This window comes from Bartonella eidoli (assembly GCF_036576145.1).
GTDB lineage: Bacteria > Pseudomonadota > Alphaproteobacteria > Rhizobiales > Rhizobiaceae > Bartonella.
On record NZ_JBAFWX010000004.1, the window covers coordinates 17613 to 34429 of the forward strand.

General features: G+C 36.2%; 10 protein-coding genes and 2 pseudogenes. 8 read left to right on the forward strand and 4 right to left on the reverse strand.

Annotated elements, in window-relative coordinates:
* Positions 1 to 214: 214 nt before the first annotated feature.
* Positions 215 to 2242, forward strand: a complete 2028-nt coding sequence (locus V5N68_RS03705; protein WP_332065843.1) for a M3 family metallopeptidase — start codon at positions 215 to 217, stop codon at positions 2240 to 2242.
* 146 nt (positions 2243 to 2388) lie between these two features.
* Here V5N68_RS03705 and V5N68_RS03710 read toward each other — a convergent pair.
* A pseudogene (locus V5N68_RS03710) lies at positions 2389 to 3409 on the reverse strand (SGNH/GDSL hydrolase family protein).
* 15 nt (positions 3410 to 3424) lie between these two features.
* On the reverse strand, positions 3425 to 4681 hold the full coding sequence (locus V5N68_RS03715) for a lytic murein transglycosylase (RefSeq protein WP_332065844.1): 1257 nt from the start codon (positions 4679 to 4681) through the stop codon (positions 3425 to 3427).
* A gap of 232 nt (positions 4682 to 4913) precedes the next feature.
* Here V5N68_RS03715 and galU point away from each other — a divergent pair, with 232 nt between their 5' ends.
* Both galU and V5N68_RS03725 read left to right on the forward strand, forming a co-directional pair.
* Positions 4914 to 5804 (forward strand): UTP--glucose-1-phosphate uridylyltransferase GalU, encoded by an 891-nt coding sequence (galU, locus tag V5N68_RS03720; protein WP_332065845.1) that lies wholly within the window; start codon positions 4914 to 4916, stop codon positions 5802 to 5804.
* Positions 5805 to 5843: 39 nt separating this feature from the next.
* Positions 5844 to 6845: a KpsF/GutQ family sugar-phosphate isomerase gene (locus V5N68_RS03725; protein ID WP_332065846.1), complete on the forward strand. Its 1002-nt coding sequence runs from the start codon at positions 5844 to 5846 to the stop codon at positions 6843 to 6845.
* A gap of 144 nt (positions 6846 to 6989) precedes the next feature.
* On the opposite strand, the gene omp10 is transcribed toward V5N68_RS03725, so the two are convergent.
* The gene (omp10, locus tag V5N68_RS03730; RefSeq protein WP_332065847.1) at positions 6990 to 7349 is read right to left on the reverse strand and encodes an outer membrane lipoprotein Omp10; all 360 of its coding nucleotides are present in this window, start codon (positions 7347 to 7349) and stop codon (positions 6990 to 6992) included.
* Between the two features lie 239 nt (positions 7350 to 7588).
* Between omp10 and V5N68_RS03735 the strand changes: the two genes are divergently transcribed.
* From V5N68_RS03735 to guaB, 3 genes and pseudogenes are all read left to right on the forward strand, one after another.
* Positions 7589 to 8971 (forward strand): sigma-54-dependent transcriptional regulator, encoded by a 1383-nt coding sequence (locus V5N68_RS03735; RefSeq protein WP_332065848.1) that lies wholly within the window; start codon positions 7589 to 7591, stop codon positions 8969 to 8971.
* A 397-nt stretch (positions 8972 to 9368) separates the two neighbouring features.
* Positions 9369 to 10939, forward strand: a pseudogene (locus tag V5N68_RS03740) (phospholipase D family protein).
* Between the two features lie 146 nt (positions 10940 to 11085).
* Positions 11086 to 12585: an IMP dehydrogenase gene (gene guaB / locus V5N68_RS03745; RefSeq protein WP_332065849.1), complete on the forward strand. Its 1500-nt coding sequence runs from the start codon at positions 11086 to 11088 to the stop codon at positions 12583 to 12585.
* A gap of 159 nt (positions 12586 to 12744) precedes the next feature.
* Here the strand turns inward: guaB and V5N68_RS03750 are convergent, their stop codons facing one another.
* Entirely contained in the window at positions 12745 to 12894 is a 150-nt protein-coding gene (locus V5N68_RS03750; RefSeq protein ID WP_332065850.1) for a hypothetical protein, read from the reverse strand.
* Positions 12895 to 13383: 489 nt separating this feature from the next.
* On the opposite strand from V5N68_RS03750, the gene V5N68_RS03755 reads away from it, so the two are divergent.
* Both V5N68_RS03755 and guaA read left to right on the forward strand, forming a co-directional pair.
* Complete coding sequence (locus tag V5N68_RS03755; protein WP_332065851.1) at positions 13384 to 14670, forward strand: RsmB/NOP family class I SAM-dependent RNA methyltransferase; 1287 nt, start codon at positions 13384 to 13386, stop codon at positions 14668 to 14670.
* Between the two features lie 132 nt (positions 14671 to 14802).
* Positions 14803 to 16359, forward strand: a complete 1557-nt coding sequence (gene guaA / locus V5N68_RS03760; RefSeq protein WP_332065937.1) for a glutamine-hydrolyzing GMP synthase — start codon at positions 14803 to 14805, stop codon at positions 16357 to 16359.
* The last annotated feature ends 458 nt before the right edge of the window (positions 16360 to 16817 follow it).

A 16817-nucleotide genomic window follows, 5' to 3' on the forward strand; every position in this document is an offset into this window, starting at 1 on the left:
AAATCATAGGCTATAAACAGTTTCATGAATTAAACGAGTGGGAATTTTTATTTTCATTTATCTCCTTCATGGTAAAGCCTTAATATTTCTGATACGAGTATATGGGTGCAAAAGATTTTTTAGAGCATATTAAATAATTTCACAGTATTATCAATTTTTACCGTGAAGACAATTGTTAAGCCTTTAAATTTATTAATTGGAGATGTGTAGCATTATGACAAAAGAAGCAGTGCTGGACTGGAAGGGATTTTCAGGACTTCCTGATTTTTCTTCAATAAGTGATGATGATTTTAAACCCGCTTTTGAGCAAGCACTTCAGGAGGCGGAAGAGGAAATGGAAGCAATTGCAGCGGTAAAAGAATCGCCAACGCTTGAGAATTTTTTGCAACCTTTTGAACTTTCTGGAAAAGCATTGGATCGTGTATGTTCAGTATTTTTTTTACGTTCAGGTGCTCATAGTAATGCGTTGATTCAACAGCTAGAACAACAGTTTGTTGTGAAACTTTCGCGTCATTCTTCAAGAGTTATGATGGATGCTCGGATATTTGAGAAAATAGAAGTGCTCTACAAACAGTCGCAGCAAAATATATATGACAGTGAAACAACACGTGTACTTGAACTGTGGTGGAAAAAATTTATTCATAACGGTGCAAAACTTGATGACAAAGGTAAAAAGCGTTTTGCGGAAATTAATGAAAGGCTTGCTTTTTTAAGTGCTACGTTTGGGCAAAATGTTCTTAAGGATGAAGCCGAGTGGGTATTATTTTTAGAGAAAAAAGATTTGTCTGGTTTACCAGATGATCTTATTGCTTCAATGAATGAAATCGCTCGTGAAAGAGGAAATGAAAAAGCTTATGCACTCACGTTGGCACGTTCAATTGTAGAACCATTTTTAAAATTTTCTCATCGTCGCGATTTACGTAAAATAGCATTTCAAGCTTGGTCAAAGCGTGGTGAAAATAATAATGATAATGATAATCAGTCGATTATTGTAGAGATTATTCAACTTCGAAATGAACAGGCTAAGTTACTGGGATATAAGTCTTTTGCAGATTTGAAGCTTGATAATAATACTATGGCTAAGAGTGTAGATGCAGTTATGGATTTACTTCTGCCTGTATGGGAAAAGGCTAAAAGTAAGGCTGATAGAGAACAGATTGAATTACAAAATTTTGCGAACAATCAGGGAAGAAATGAGTCTTTAGAAGCTTGGGATAGGCGCTATTACACTGAAAAGCTGCGTGGTGAAAAAATTTCTTTTGATGAGTCTGAAATTAAATATTATTTTCAGCTTGATCGCATGATTGAAGCGGCTTTTTGGGTTGCAAAAAAACTCTTTGGGATTTCATTTGAGGAAAAAAAGGCTGTTGCATTGTGGCATCCTGATGCACGTTTGTGGGAAGTCAAAAAACCTGATGGAAGCTTGCTTGGGCATTTTATTGGTGATTATTTTGCACGTTCTTCAAAGAGATCGGGTGCGTGGATGAGTAGGCTACAGCCGCAGTATAAATTGGATGGTGGACAAAAACCTATCATTTATAATATTTGCAATTTTGCTAAGCCTCCAAAAGGAGAGGTAGCTCTTTTATCCCTTGATGATGCATATACACTTTTTCATGAATTTGGGCATGCATTACATGGTTTGCTTTCTGATGTGATATGGCCATCTATATCAGGAACATCGGTTTCGCATGATTTTGTTGAACTTCCTTCTCAGCTTTATGAGCATTGGTTAATTGTTCCAGAGGTATTAAAATCGTATGCAACACATCTAAAAACAGGGCTTCCTATGCCGCAGGAATTGATGGATAAGATTACAACGGCACAAACATTTGATGCAGGATTTTCTGCGGTTGAATTTCTTTCATCAGCTTTAATTGATATGGCTTTTCATCAAAGAGAAACAGTACCTGACCCAATAAGGTTTGAATATCAAGAGTTAAAAAAGTTGCAAATGCCTAGTACAATTATCATGCGTCATCGTCTGCCACACTTTATGCATATATTTTCAGGTGATAGCTATGCTGCAGGTTATTATTCTTATATGTGGGCAGAGGTACTTGATGCTGATGCCTTTCAAGCTTTTGAAGAAACGGGTGATGTTTTTAATTCAGAGCTTGCTGATCGATTAAAGCGTTTTATCTATTCTGCTGGGGGGAGCCGCGATCCAGAGGAGCTTTATAAAGCCTTCCGAGGACGGTTACCAGCTCCAGAATCAATGATTAAAAAGCGTGGATTATGATTTGAGATAACGATATGGTTTTGCACCATGTCGTTATACATCTTTTAAAAGTTGAAATTTTGAGAAACCACTGATTTAATAAAATTATATAAAATAGGCTTTCATTGTTATTTATTCTTAACTTGTAAAGAAAGGTATATAGGAATTTACGGGAAATAAAAATTATCAGCTCGATCTATTTGATGTCCATTCGAATCCGACCATGATTTTTTTATGGAGTTCGGATTTGTTTTATCCGGTAATCGAGTATTCTTTTGTGCCATTTCATAGAGACTCATTGGAGGTTGTTGCTCAATATGATTTAATTTCTTTTGAAATTGTTTAATATCATTGCTAATATATCTGTTTTTATGGATGTATGGATAAGTATTGAAAATCATTTCTAATTTTTTCTCTAAATAAGAGGAAAGTTTTTTCTTTCCCTCGGAAGTAAAATTAGCTCCATCGTTGGTACGGAGTCGTACTGTTTTTCCATGGATATTAGAACCTAAAAAAGAAAATTGACTTTGCGCATCAATAAAGAAAGTCATCCAAAATATCAACAAAATATCCTTTTGCTACTTTTGTTGCATTTTGATATAATTCGTTAAAGGTCCGCATTTTTTGTGTTAAGTTACTATTTTTAAAAGGAGGTTGACAAACCCATATCCATGGTATTTCTGAGTTATAAAGGATTTCAGTAATTCTTTTTTTGTAGGTATTGATCCATTCTGGTTGTGCCGTATTAACTATGTTGTGGTATGTTATGATTGGTTGATTATCATTTGCTCCTATCATCATGATAATAACATCAGGTTTGTTATTATTAATAAGTTCAGAAATGTTTTTTTCCAGGAATAGTGATCTATTCTCACTAATCCAGAATACGTGACTGTATTATCTATTACAATAATATTGTTGATTATCTCTAAAAAGCTCATTGAGTGCATTTGCAATAGAAGAAGCTACAAAATCTCCTATTACAAGAATGTATTTTGCATTTTTTTCTTTTAGTTCTTGTATAGTTTTTTGTTCTATAATTTGCGATGGTTGTTGTTTTTGCTTTTGAGGTTTTAGCGATAACTTAAAGAAGTTTTCTGCTTTGCTCGGGATATGCTGTAATATAGTAAAGTAAGGGTAGGAACAAAAAAGCAGGAAAATAAAATATATTAGGTAAAGGCAAGACAAACATTATACTCCAGGTTATTTTTTTCGAAGAAGAAAAAGAATTTCAGGAGATGGGTATCCAGTAGCTTTTAAATTATGGCGTAGCTGAAAAGCTTTAATTGCTTTTTTAGAAGCAGTTCCAATTTTTCCATCAATTTTTCCAGTATAATAACCAAGTGTAGCTAAGTGATGTTGCAGCTCTTTGCACTCTTTGAAATTAAGGGATTTAAATGGTCTATTCCAATCTTTAACTAACCCTGGTTCTCCAGAAATGCGGTTAGCTAAAAGGGCAACGGCGAAAGCATAACGATCTGCATTGTTATAACGTTTAATAACAAAAAAGTTTTTTGTTACTAGGAAGATAGGTCCTTCTGGCCCGTCTGGATATTTTAACATTGCTAATTCAGATGTTAAAGGAAAAGGATGACCAGTTGCACGTTTTACACCTAAACTTTTCCATTGTTCAAAGGAGCGCCAATCGTTGGAAAAGTGTTTATTTTTTGGTAATTTGACCTCTACTCCCCAAGGGAGGTTAGATATCCAACCATTCATGTGAAGGAGGTTAGCGGCGGTAGCAAGAGCGTCTGGAATAGAGGTCCAAATATCACGCCGTCCATTCCCATCCATATCAACTGCATAGGCGAGATAACTACTTGGGATAAACTGTGTATGTCCCAATGCACCAGCCCAAGAGCCAGTGAGCTGAGAGCGTTTAATTTCTCCACTTTGTAGGATTTTCATGGCAGCAATTAGTTGTGTACGTGCATATTTTTCGCGTTTTTTATCAGCATAAGCTAAGGTTGCAAGTGAACGAATGGTATCACGCATGATATTTTTATTTTCTAAAACTTTTCCATAATTGCTTTCCATTGACCAAATGGCGAGGAGGATATGACGGTCAACACCAAAACGTTTTTCAATTTGTGGAAGCCATTTTCCCCATTTTTGAGCTTGGTATCGTCCTTCCATAATCGCAATATCATGGATGCGTTTATCGAAATAGTTCCATGAAGGATCTACAAACTCTGGTTGGTATGCAGCTCTTTTTAAAACTTCTGGATCAATTGCATTGACGCTTTTAAAAGCCATCTCAAATGTAGATGGTAAAATATTATTGGCTAGAGCCGTTTTTTTAAACTCTTTAATCCAGTTTTTAAAGCCGTCATCGGCATATGAAATAGCTGAAAAACACATTAAAAAAGTATAAAAAATAACGGATAAAGCAATAATCATCCTATTGCAATTTTTAGACTGCTCTGAAGAAGAAAAAGTTTGAAATTCCGTTTTTTGCATTTTTTAATTTCCATTAATGTTTAAGTATTTTATATGCTATAACTTCATTTTTTCATTTGTATTAATTGGCTATTTGAAAAATAATAAGTAAATGTTGAATTAAATTATGTATTTTTATGGAATATCGTTAATATATTAATTTTATTTATTTTAATTACAATTAAAACAGTTAATTAATACATATGGTAAATAAAACAAGAAAATTATGCCTTTTACGGTCAGGAGGATAGGAGTGCGTAAAATTCGGAAAGCAGTATTTCCTGTAGCAGGTCTTGGTACTCGTTTTCTTCCTGCAACAAAAACAATTCCTAAAGAAATGCTAACTGTTGTTGATAAGCCTGTTATTCAATATGTTGTAGATGAGGCACGTGAAGCAGGTATAGAGCATTTTATTTTTGTTACTGGACGTAATAAAGCAGTCATTGAAGATTATTTTGATGCGCAGGTAGAGTTGTATACAGCATTGGCTGAACGTGGGAAAAGAGAAGAGCTTGAGCATTTACAGAATTTACAGCCTTTACCTGGCACGACTTCTTTTACTAGACAACAGAAACCTTTGGGGTTAGGACATGCTATTTGGTGTGCACGTGAATTGGTTGGAGAAGAGCCTTTTGCTTTGCTATTACCAGATATGCTCGTACAAGCTAAAAGAAGTTGTCTTGCTGAAATGATCAGTCTGTATAAGAGGGTCAATGGAGGAAATATTGTAGCGGTTCAGGAGTGTTCTCCTCGAGAAGCACATAAATATGGGATTGTTGGAAAAGGAAAACAGATTGCAAACGGTTTTGAAATTACACAAATGATAGAAAAACCAAAAAAAGGGACAGCTCCATCGAATTTATATATTAATGGACGCTATATCTTACAACCAGAAATTTTTAATATTCTTTCTAATCAAAGACGGGGAGCAGGAGATGAAATTCAATTGACAGATGCAATGGTACGGCTTTCAAATGAGCAGGATTTTTTTGGTTTCCAGTTAGAGGGGTTTACTTTTGATTGTGGTTCTAAAACGGGTTTTATTGAAGCTAATATTGCGTTTTCATTGGCTCGTTCTGATATGCACAGACAAATTTATTCTTCATTAAAAAATTTACTTAAAGTTATTAAAGTTGAAAAATGATATAGACCTCTTGTTTAATTTCGTCTATCAGGGTAGTTTATGACAAGACGACCTTCCCCTCATAGAGTAGCGCCGCAGCAAGGAGCTGTAATATCTGCGTTGAAGACCATTGCAAGTGAAAAACAGGGGCTTGAAGCTCTTGAGGAAGCTCTTCTTGGAAGTCTTTCTTCTTCTTTTAAATCAGCTGTCCAGACTATCTGGAATGCTAACGGTCATGTGGTGATTACTGGTCTTGGTAAAAGTGGTCATATAGGTGCAAAAATTGCTGCAACCTTAGCTTCGACGGGAACGCCTGCTTTTTTTGTGCATGCTGCGGAAGCCAATCATGGTGATCTTGGTATGATCGGATCTGATGGTGTTATTCTTGCTTTGTCATGGTCGGGAGAAACATTAGAATTAAATGGCGTTATAAGTCATGCCGCATGCTTTCGCATTCCACTTATTGCTATGACATCGGGTGAGAACTCTGCATTGGGGCGGCAAGCCGATATTGTTCTGTTGTTGCCAAAAATAGAAGAGGCTTGTCCACATGGACTTGCCCCTACGACTTCAACAATTATGCAATTGGCTGTGGGAGATGCACTAGCTGTTGCTCTTTTAGAAATGCGAGGCTTTACAGCAACGGATTTCAGAACTTATCATCCTGGTGGCTCCCTTGGTGCAAGTCTTAAATACGTTCGTGATGTTATGCATTGGGGTGAGAGTATTCCCTTAGTTATGCAGGGTACCGCTATGACTGAGGCTATGAATATTTTGGTTGAAAAACATTTTGGTTGTGTTGGTGTTTTGAATCAAAAAGGTGAGTTAATTGGAATTATGACTGACTGTGATATGGTTCGCAATCTTCACTCTAATTTTTCGAAATGTATTGTTGATGAGGTCATGACAAGAAATCCGAAGGTCGTTGGTCCAGATACATTGGTTGGTGCTGCAACAGCTTTTATTCATGATCATCATATAAGTGCCTTTTTCGTAGTTGAAGATAAGAAGCCCATAGGTATTGTGCATTTCCACGATCTTTTGCGTATTGGTGCTGCCTGAATTGTAAGAAATGCATTTAATAAAAAAATTATACGGGTATTTTGATACATTTGAAAATAAAGTTGAACGAAAAAAGAGGTGGTTTGTACTTCTACTACAAAATACCCCTTTTATATGTGTTTTTTCGGTAAAGCTTATATCTGTCTAAATTTTCCTTTTAAGAGAAAATTGTAGACCATTACGTGACGTACAAAAAAGCTGTGTTTTATTGTATAAAACCACACAACTTACTCGAGATATTGTGCCACGGAGAATTGAATGTATTTCAATTTCCACCTGTTGAGCACTAACATATTTATAAGTACCTTCTGATAATTTTTCTTCTGTATCTGCTGCTCTTGTTTCAAAAGCACCATTGTGAAAAGAAGAAATAATACCGTTTTCATCAACCCATATACCATCAATTCCTGCCGATGTATTTTGTCGGGAATACTGCAAAAAGTCACAGGATGTCAGAGTGATAGCGGCAATTATAAGACAGAAAATATGGCAAATAATTTTCATTTATTTGACTTAATCCTCAATTTTTACCACATCATTAAATTATTCCATCAGTTAATAAGATAATTTAAATGAAAAGCAATAAAAAAGCAAAAAAATTGGAAAAAAATGTTCTTAATGTTGTATTTAATTGACAACTTGATAGAGCTTGTACGTAAAACACAAGAGGTGAGATATATTCTCATGGTTGGCAGCAGTTCTTATATTAAGCCACTTAATATCTTAAAGGAAATTATTAAGCTATGGTTGGTCCCATTCTTATTGCAAGTGAAGATTACGGGAAACGTGTAGAGCTTTCTGTTATGCTACGAAGCCTTGGTTATCGTGTTATTGAAGCAGAAAATAGTCTACGTACTGTTGATCTTTTACATAGACGTAAAAATATTGTCCTTGCACTCCTTGATATTGTAATGAGTGATTTGAGTGTAAGTGATTTGATCAAAATGATTAGAGCTGCTGGTGTTTTTGTTCCTATTGTTGTGATGGCACAACAAGATAATCAGGAATTGCTCCAGAGAGCTTTAACGGCTGGAGCTATTGACTATTGGATTCATCCAATTACACCACTGCGCTTGAGGGTTACTTTGGATACACTTTCTTTCCTTGCTGCATTGGAGCGCGAAGTTCATTATATCCGGCGGGACAATGAAAATCATTTATGTTTTTCTGATCTCTGCGTAAAGAGTAAGGTGATGCAGGCAGTTTTAGAACAGTCAAAGAGGGCAGCATCTTCTTTACAGAATCTTTTAATAGAAGGTGAGGCTGGAACGGGTCGTGAAACATTAGCGCGTATCATTCATCATGAAAATTTGTTATCTGGGAAGGATTTTATTCGCTTTCAGTGTGTCGCTATTTCTAATTCGAAAGAAGAAAATCGCCAATGGCTTGACAAGTTTTTACCATTAGTTTCTTCCCTTAAAGAGGGAACACTCTGCCTTTGTGATGTTGATCGACTCGAACCTATACAGCAGAAACGCTTTTCATGCTATCTCAAAGAAAGAGAAAAAGATACAAGGAAAAAAAAACCTCCTTTTCGGATTATTGCTATTTCAACGTCGCGTCTTACGGATATGGTTAAAGAGGATTTTTTTTCACAAAGTTTATTTGAGCAACTTTCCCAATTATCCATTAGTGTTCCGCCTATACGAGAATTAAGGGATGACTTTCCAGAGCTTACACAACGTATAATTGATCGAATTGTCGTTGAAACAGGGCGATCGCATGTACATGGTTTGGCAGGTTCAGCTCTTTCCTTGCTTATGCAGTATGATTGGCCTGGTAATCGGGATGAGCTTGAGAATTGTCTATTTCGTGCTGTTTTGCTTAGTGAAGGGCCGTTGTTAACCGTTCGTGATTTTCCACACTTAATGGGAAGTTCGTTAATGAGGGATTCAAATATTATTGATGATGTTCAAGAACATTATGAAAAAGAATCGATACAATTTCTTGATACTGATGGGCATGTCCGTACTTTTGCAGAGATGGAGCGTGATATTATTGAGAAAGCGGTTAAGCACTATAAAGGACGTATGAGTGAAATCGCACGTCGCCTTTGTATTGGGCGTTCTACTCTTTACCGTAAAATAGATGAATTGAAAGCATTTAACAGGCAAGAACAAAAGTAATATCCACAACGAATCTTTATTTAGAATAAGTATGGCTTTCCAAAAAAAATAATTTAGAATAAAATAAGATGAAGGAAGTTAGGTTTTGAAAAGAACATCATCATTAAATGAGAAGTTGCTCTAAATTCCATATAAATTTCATATAAGATTCATTTATTAAATTTTATCAGCCCCTTTTTTTATGTTTTTAAGACTTTATTTCAATTACATAAATAACAGCGATTTTTATGTTCTTTAGAAACCGGAGAAAAAACTTTAATATTACTAAATAATTATTCTTTTCTGAAGTAAAGGATGGATTTTATTTTTTGCATGATTTAAGATAGACATCTATTTGTTCTAATATCATAGTTTGTACTTTTAATAGAAGAATTGTTTGAAAGAGAAAGTATCTTCTTTGATTTTATTAGAAATTGTTACCGATTTTATTATATTTTTTTTGTTTCGTCTATGTTGGCGATTTATACATGTGGTCGTTTTGTGAAAACTTTCCAAGTAAAATGTTCTTACGCATTTACTGTGAAAAAAGATGAAACTAAGCTTGATCGTATGGTAAGTCAGTTAGCGGAAGAAATGGATGGGTTAGGAGTTGATAAAGATGCTCTTTCACTCATTATCAGCAATTTGGATGCTTTTTATGTTCGGGCAGTAACAGCTGCACAGGCGGAGCGCAGCCTTGATCTAATGTATTATATTTGGGATGATGATTTAACGGGTCGCTTGTTGTTAAGTGAAATAGTAGAGGCTGCTGATCGTGGTGTTCGGGTTCGTCTTCTTTTAGATGACATTAATGCTCAAGCACTTGATTTGGTGTACATTGCGCTCAATAAACATCCTAATATTGAGGTTAGAATGTTTAATCCAAGACGAGTACGTAAGGGGGGGATACGCCGTGGCTTGGAGATTATATTGCGAGCGATTAATATAACGCGTAGAATGCATAATAAAGCTTTTATTGTGGATGGTCGGGTAGCTTTTGTAGGAGGAAGAAATCTTGCGGATTCCTATTTTGATGCAGGAAAAAAATCACGTTTCCGAGATTTAGATTTAATGTTGATTGGTCCATCTGTTAAAAAAGTAGAAGTTGTTTTTGATGATTTTTGGAATAGTGCTGTAGTTTCACCAATTCATACTTTGGTTGCTGTGAAAAGTGCAAAAAGCCTTTCATACTGGAGAGATAAACTACAAAGATTTCGTGATTCGGATATTGCTAAAGTTTATTTGAACTATGTCAGTGAGCATATTAATTTGGGGTGTTTTATTAAGACAGGAGAGCAATTATTTTTAGCAAATAAGGTTGTTGTTCTTTCCGATCCTCCAGAAAAAGCATTGAGAAAAAAAGCAGAAAATTGGATTGTGAAAGTACTTTCACAGATTATTGGAGATGCCAAGAAAACAGTTCAGATTATATCGCCTTACTTTATTCCTGGGAAGGTCGGCACACGAAATTTGAGTAGTTTGGTTTCAAAAGGTGTTGATGTTAAAATTTTAACAAATTCCTTAGCAGCTACGGATGTAGCTCTTGTGCATGGTGGTTATGTGCCATATCGTAGAGCATTATTAAAAAGTGGTGTTAAGCTCTATGAGTTAAAACCAGATGGAGGCTCTCATAGATTGCGATTATTTCGATCAAGCAGAGCAAGCTTACATGCCAAAGCTTTTTTAATTGATCATAAAACTGCTTTTATTGGATCTTTCAATTTTGATCCTCGGTCATTTGCATTGAATACAGAAATGGGTATCCTTTTTGAATGTGCGCCAATTGTTGAAAGGTTGGATTTGCTTTTTTCTGAGGAAACGGCTGGTGAAATGAGTTATCGCCTCCGTCTTGGTGAAAATAATCGAATTTATTGGGATTTTATTAAAAATGAAAAACTGTGCAGTATTGATTATGAGCCAGAAAGTAATTTGAGGCGACGTGTATTGGCAAAAATAATGAGTTGGTTACCTATTGAGTCACAATTATAGGTAGGTGACATTCAAAAAATTATTTTATTCTTCTTTTCATTTTGTTTATAACATGGCATAATTTTTCGCCAATCCACAATTATAGAAACCGTAGTTGTGTCATTTTAGGGCTCCTTGCGGTGCTGTGTTATTAAAGGAATTTGGATATGGCAAAGATTATTGAAACAAAGACCGGTGCGATGGCATTAACTTTTGATGATGTACTTTTGCAGCCAGGTCATTCTCTTGTCATGCCTAACCAAGTAGATATCAAAACACGTATTGCGGCTGATATTGAGTTGAATTTGCCATTGCTGTCTGCTGCAATGGATACTGTGACAGAGGCTCGTTTGGCGATTGCTATGGCTCAAGCTGGTGGTCTTGGTGTTATTCATCGTAATATGTCTCCTGCAGAACAGGCAGAAGAGGTACGCCAGGTAAAAAAATTTGAATCTGGTATGGTTGTCAATCCAGTGACTATTGGACCAGATGCAACACTTGAAAAAGCGAAAGCTTTGATGCGGTTTCATGGTATTTCAGGGATACCAGTTGTTGAAAGTGGTGATAATGGTGAAACTGCGGGTCGGCTTGTTGGTATTTTGACGAATAGGGATGTGCGTTTTGCATCAGATCCAAGGCAGAAAATTTATGAATTAATGACGCATGAAAATTTGATCACAGTACGTGAAAATGTTCAGCTAGATGAAGCGAAGTGTCTTTTGCATCATCACCGTATTGAAAAATTATTGGTTGTAGATGCACAAGGTCGCTGTGTTGGTTTGGTGACTGTCAAAGATATTGAAAAAGCACAATTAAATCCAAATGCTGCTAAAGATTCCCAAGGACGTTTACGTGTTGCTGCTGCAAGCAGTGTGGGGGATGATGGGATTGAGCGGGCCGAAAGGTTAATTGATGCTGGTGTTGATGTACTAGTGATTGATACGGCTCATGGACATTCTCAGCGTGTCCTAGAAACGGTTGAGCGTATAAAGAAAATGATGCTTTCTACAGTGGTTATTGCTGGGAATGTTGCAACTCCGCAAGCAACGCAGGCTTTGATTGACAGTGGCGCAGATGCTGTAAAAGTTGGTATTGGTCCTGGTTCTATTTGTACAACGCGAATTGTTGCCGGTGTCGGTGTTCCTCAGCTTGCAGCTATTATGGGGGCTGCAGAAGTTGCGGATAAAGCAGGTATTCCTGTAATTGCTGACGGAGGTATTAAAGCTTCGGGTGATTTTGCTAAAGCCTTAGCGGGTGGAGCTTGTGCTGCGATGATAGGTTCTCTTTTAGCAGGTACCGAAGAAAGTCCTGGAGAAGTTTATCTTTATCAAGGTCGATCTTTTAAAGCATACCGTGGAATGGGATCAGTTGGTGCTATGGCACGGGGATCAGCAGACCGTTATTTCCAGGATGAAGTTCGTGATGAGCTTAAATTGGTTCCTGAAGGTGTTGAAGGTCAAGTTGCTTATAAGGGGGCTATAGCATCGGTGTTGCATCAGCTAGCTGGTGGATTACGCGCTTCGATGGGGTATGTTGGAGCAAAAAATTTGGCAGAGTTTCGTGAAAAGGCAACGTTTGTTCGTATCACTAATGCCGGACTCCATGAAAGTCATACACATGATGTTTCTATTACACGGGAGAGCCCAAATTATCAGAGGCCTATTTAATCAGTAAAAGCCTGAAATTATTTTACAAGTGTTGAGGTCTCAAAGGACATATAGAAGTTAATATTTTGCGTTGTAATTTTATAATAATCTTAGCTCAAAAAGGTAAAGAGAGAATTGGAGGCTAGCACTCCAATCCTTTTGATAGGTAAGTTATAGGAATCAACGTTTTGTAGTTTTTTGTCCTGTCTTTGATGCGCGTTGGCGAGTATGAGATTGATCGCTGTGAGAGGATTTCTTCCCATTAGTTGAGGACGCTGTAGTGTGACAACTTTTAGACGCTGTTGTTTTCCCATTGTTATGAGTGTTCATTATTTTCTCCTTTTAAATTATTCTGGTGTAGAACCAGTATAATAAAAACGGCCTTACCGAATACTGGTTCCAAGCCCTTATAAAAAATTACACTGTATATTTATTATAAACAAAATGAATTTTTTAGATTTTGGTGAGGTAAGTGCAATTTTCTCTAAAATTCGAGGTGTTGGATGTTGAGGTTTATTTAGATAAGGGTATTAAATATCGGTTAAAACGAATTAGCAGAAGCTTTACGATTCTTGCGTTTATAAATTGGAAAATAGATTTTATGGATAGCAGTGTATTTTTAGCATCAAAGTAAAGGTATGAAATATGTACTTTAAAATGACAGATAATATGAACGAATAAAATACAAAATTTTTGGCTACAAAAATCATTAGCTTTAAATACACATTTTTGATGATTTTTAATCAAATGTACTAACAGTGATAAAGACAATTTTTTTACTTAAATTGTTGATAATCTTAAAATTTAAGGGAAAAAATAATGCGATTGGGTGGACGTTTACAAGCAGCAATCGATGTTTTAAAAGAGATAGAAACTCGGCATTGTTCTGCGGCCGAAGCTTTAAGAGATTGGGGACTTTCTCATCGCTTTGCTGGAGCCAGTGATCGAGCGGTGATTGGTACAATCATTTATGATGTTTTAAGGAGACGTTATTCTTTACAATGGCGTATGGATAGTGATGATATTCGGGATATTGTTTTCGGTGTTTTATTAGATACTGGAAAAATGACTATTGAACAAATTGATGGTGAGTTAGAAGGGGATCGATTTTCACCTCAGTTGTTAAATATTAAGCAGCGTGAATCATGGCAAAAACGGCAGTTAATTAATGCGCCAGACTATATCCGTGCTGATATCCCCCAATGGTGTCAAGCTCATTTGTTTCCTGTATTTTTAGATAATTGGGTAACTCAAGCTGCGGCATTAGCAACACGGCCTTCTTTAGATTTACGTGTGAATAGTTTAAAGGCAACACCAGAGAAGGTGCTGAAAAATTTAGCTAAAATTGAAGTGCAGTCTTTATCATGGTTTCGACAAGCTTTAAGGATTGCACCAATCGAAATGTTTAGCCGTCATCCTAACGTACAAATAGAATCTTCTTTTCGTGAAGGGCAATTTGAAATACAAGATTTAGGGTCTCAGATTGTTGCTCACTTGATCGAAATAAAAGCAGGTATGCAGGTATTGGATTATTGCGCTGGTGCTGGTGGAAAAACATTGGCTTTAGCTGCTGATATGAACAATCAGGGGCAGATTTATGCTTATGATTTAGATAAAAAGCGTTTATCTCCTATCGTTGACCGTCTTCGACGAGCAGGTGTTCGTAATGTGCAGTTACGGAAGCATACTGAAGAATTAAAGCCTTTAATAGGGAAGATGGATGTTGTTTTATTAGATGCTCCGTGCAGTGGGACAGGAACATGGCGTCGTCATCCAGATGCAAAATGGCGCTTGACAATGGAACAGGTTAAAAAACGTCAAAAAGAACAAAATAGTATTTTAAATACAGTATTGAGTTATCTCAAGTTAAGTGGACGCTTAGTCTATATTACATGTTCTCTTTTTGTAGATGAAAATGAAGAACAAATTTCTCATTTTCTTCAGCAGCATCCTAATTTTCATCCTATAAATATGCGAGATTTATGGAAGCGACATTTTAATCTTTCGACTGTAAAGCCAACATTTTCAAACTATGGGATGACTTTATCTCCAGCAACAACAATGACGGATGGCTTTTTTTTATCTATTCTACAACAAGAACATTAATTTATATTTTTATGCTTTTTACTTAAAATTTTGCAATAATAATATTTTTCTCATGTTAAGTGGGTTGTGAAAAATGAAAGATTGGATAATAAAACTCGTTTAATAATTTTGGCAATGATTGATTGGTTTCCTATGCATACATCTCGTTCAGGTATTGTTCTTATTATTGATTTTGGTTCACAGGTTACACAATTGATTGCTCGACGAGTACGGGCAATGGGTGTTTATTCTGAAATTGTTCCATTTCAATTGGCTTCAGAGTGGATGAAGAAAATGAAACCTGATGCTGTTATTTTATCAGGCAGTCCTCATTCGACAATTGATAATGATTCACCACGTGCTCCGATGGAAGTTTTTGAAGCTGGTATTCCTGTTCTTGGAATTTGTTATGGTGAACAAGTCATGTGTGTTCAGCTTGGAGGAAAAGTTGAAGTTGGGCATGAGCGTGAATTTGGGCGCGCTTTTTTGGAGATTAAAGAAGATAGCGCACTTTTTAATGGCTTTTGGAAAAAGGGGCATTCTTATCAGGTATGGATGAGCCACGGAGATCGTGTGACGTCTTTACCCAAAGGTTTCCGTGTCATCGGAACATCAAAAGGCGCTCCTTATGCTGCTATTGCTGATGAAGAACGTCGTTTTTATGCGGTACAGTTTCATCCTGAGGTTGTTCACACGCCAGATGGCACAAAATTGTTGCAAAATTTTGTTCATAAAATTTCCGGTCTTAAAAGTAACTGGTCAATGGCAGCTTATCGTGATCATGCAATTGCTGAAATACGCAAAAAGGTTGGAAAAAGTCGCGTAATCTGTGGTCTTTCAGGAGGTGTTGATTCATCGGTTGTTGCTGTACTTCTCCATGAAGCAATAGGAGATCAATTGACATGTGTATTGGTAGATCATGGGTTAATGCGTAAAAATGAAGCTGAAGAAGTTCTTACTCTGTTCAGAGATCATTATAATATAAAGCTTGTTCATGTGAATGCTGCCAATATATTTATCAAGGCCTTAGAAGGTGAAACAGATCCAGAGAAAAAGCGTAAAACAATTGGCCGCCTTTTTATTGAAGTTTTTGAAGAAGAAACTAAAAAGAGGGGAGGAGCAGAATTTTTAGCGCAGGGAACACTTTATCCGGACGTTATTGAGAGTGTATCCGCTATTGGTGCATCAGTAACAATTAAAAGCCACCATAATGTAGGTGGATTGCCAGAACGGATGAATATGAAGCTTGTAGAACCATTACGTGAGCTGTTTAAGGATGAAGTTCGTTCCTTAGGGCGAGAACTAGGGATACCTGAGCAATTTATAGGCCGCCATCCTTTCCCGGGGCCCGGTCTTGCAATTAGGTGTCCAGGTGCAATTACACGTGAAAAATTAGAAATTTTGCGTGAAGCGGATGCTATTTATCTAGATGAAATTCGTAAAGCTGGTCTCTATGATGAAATTTGGCAGGCTTTTGCTGTCCTTCTTCCTGTTCAGACTGTTGGTGTTATGGGTGATGGACGCACTTATGAGTTTGTTTGTGCTCTTCGCGCTGTAACGTCTGTAGATGGTATGACTGCTGACTTTTATCCTTATAATATGGAGTTTTTGAGTAAAACAGCAGCACGTATTATTAATGAAGTTCGGGGTATTAATCGTGTCGTGTATGATATTACTTCAAAGCCTCCTGGTACCATTGAGTGGGAATGATCATTAGCAGATATTAGTCTAATGTAGAGGTGGTAAAGATTAAAGTGATGGTGAGTGTCTATTTAAGAGCATAATTGGAGAAAAGTTAATTAAAGAGATTTTATTGCCCGATTGTAATGACTATTTTAGAAGCTCATTGGGTTATTGTGATATAGAAATAGATATTTATTACATATAACTATAATCTTAGATACGTTGAGCTTTATCATTAGATGAGGCAATTTATGTGATTATTTTTAGGATAAAGTTATGGGTATTTTGTACTGCTATGCTTGATAATAGAAGTTCATTTTAGATATTAAACTTTTAAATAAGGTTGTATTTAAAACAGCTTTAATAATGGAATAAATTATTAAGGTAATTTAGAGTTTTGAATTATATTTTGTAAGAATGTTTTTTATATAAACAGTCAGGTTTATTTATTTATTAACTAATATTAATTGCTAGGTATAATGGTC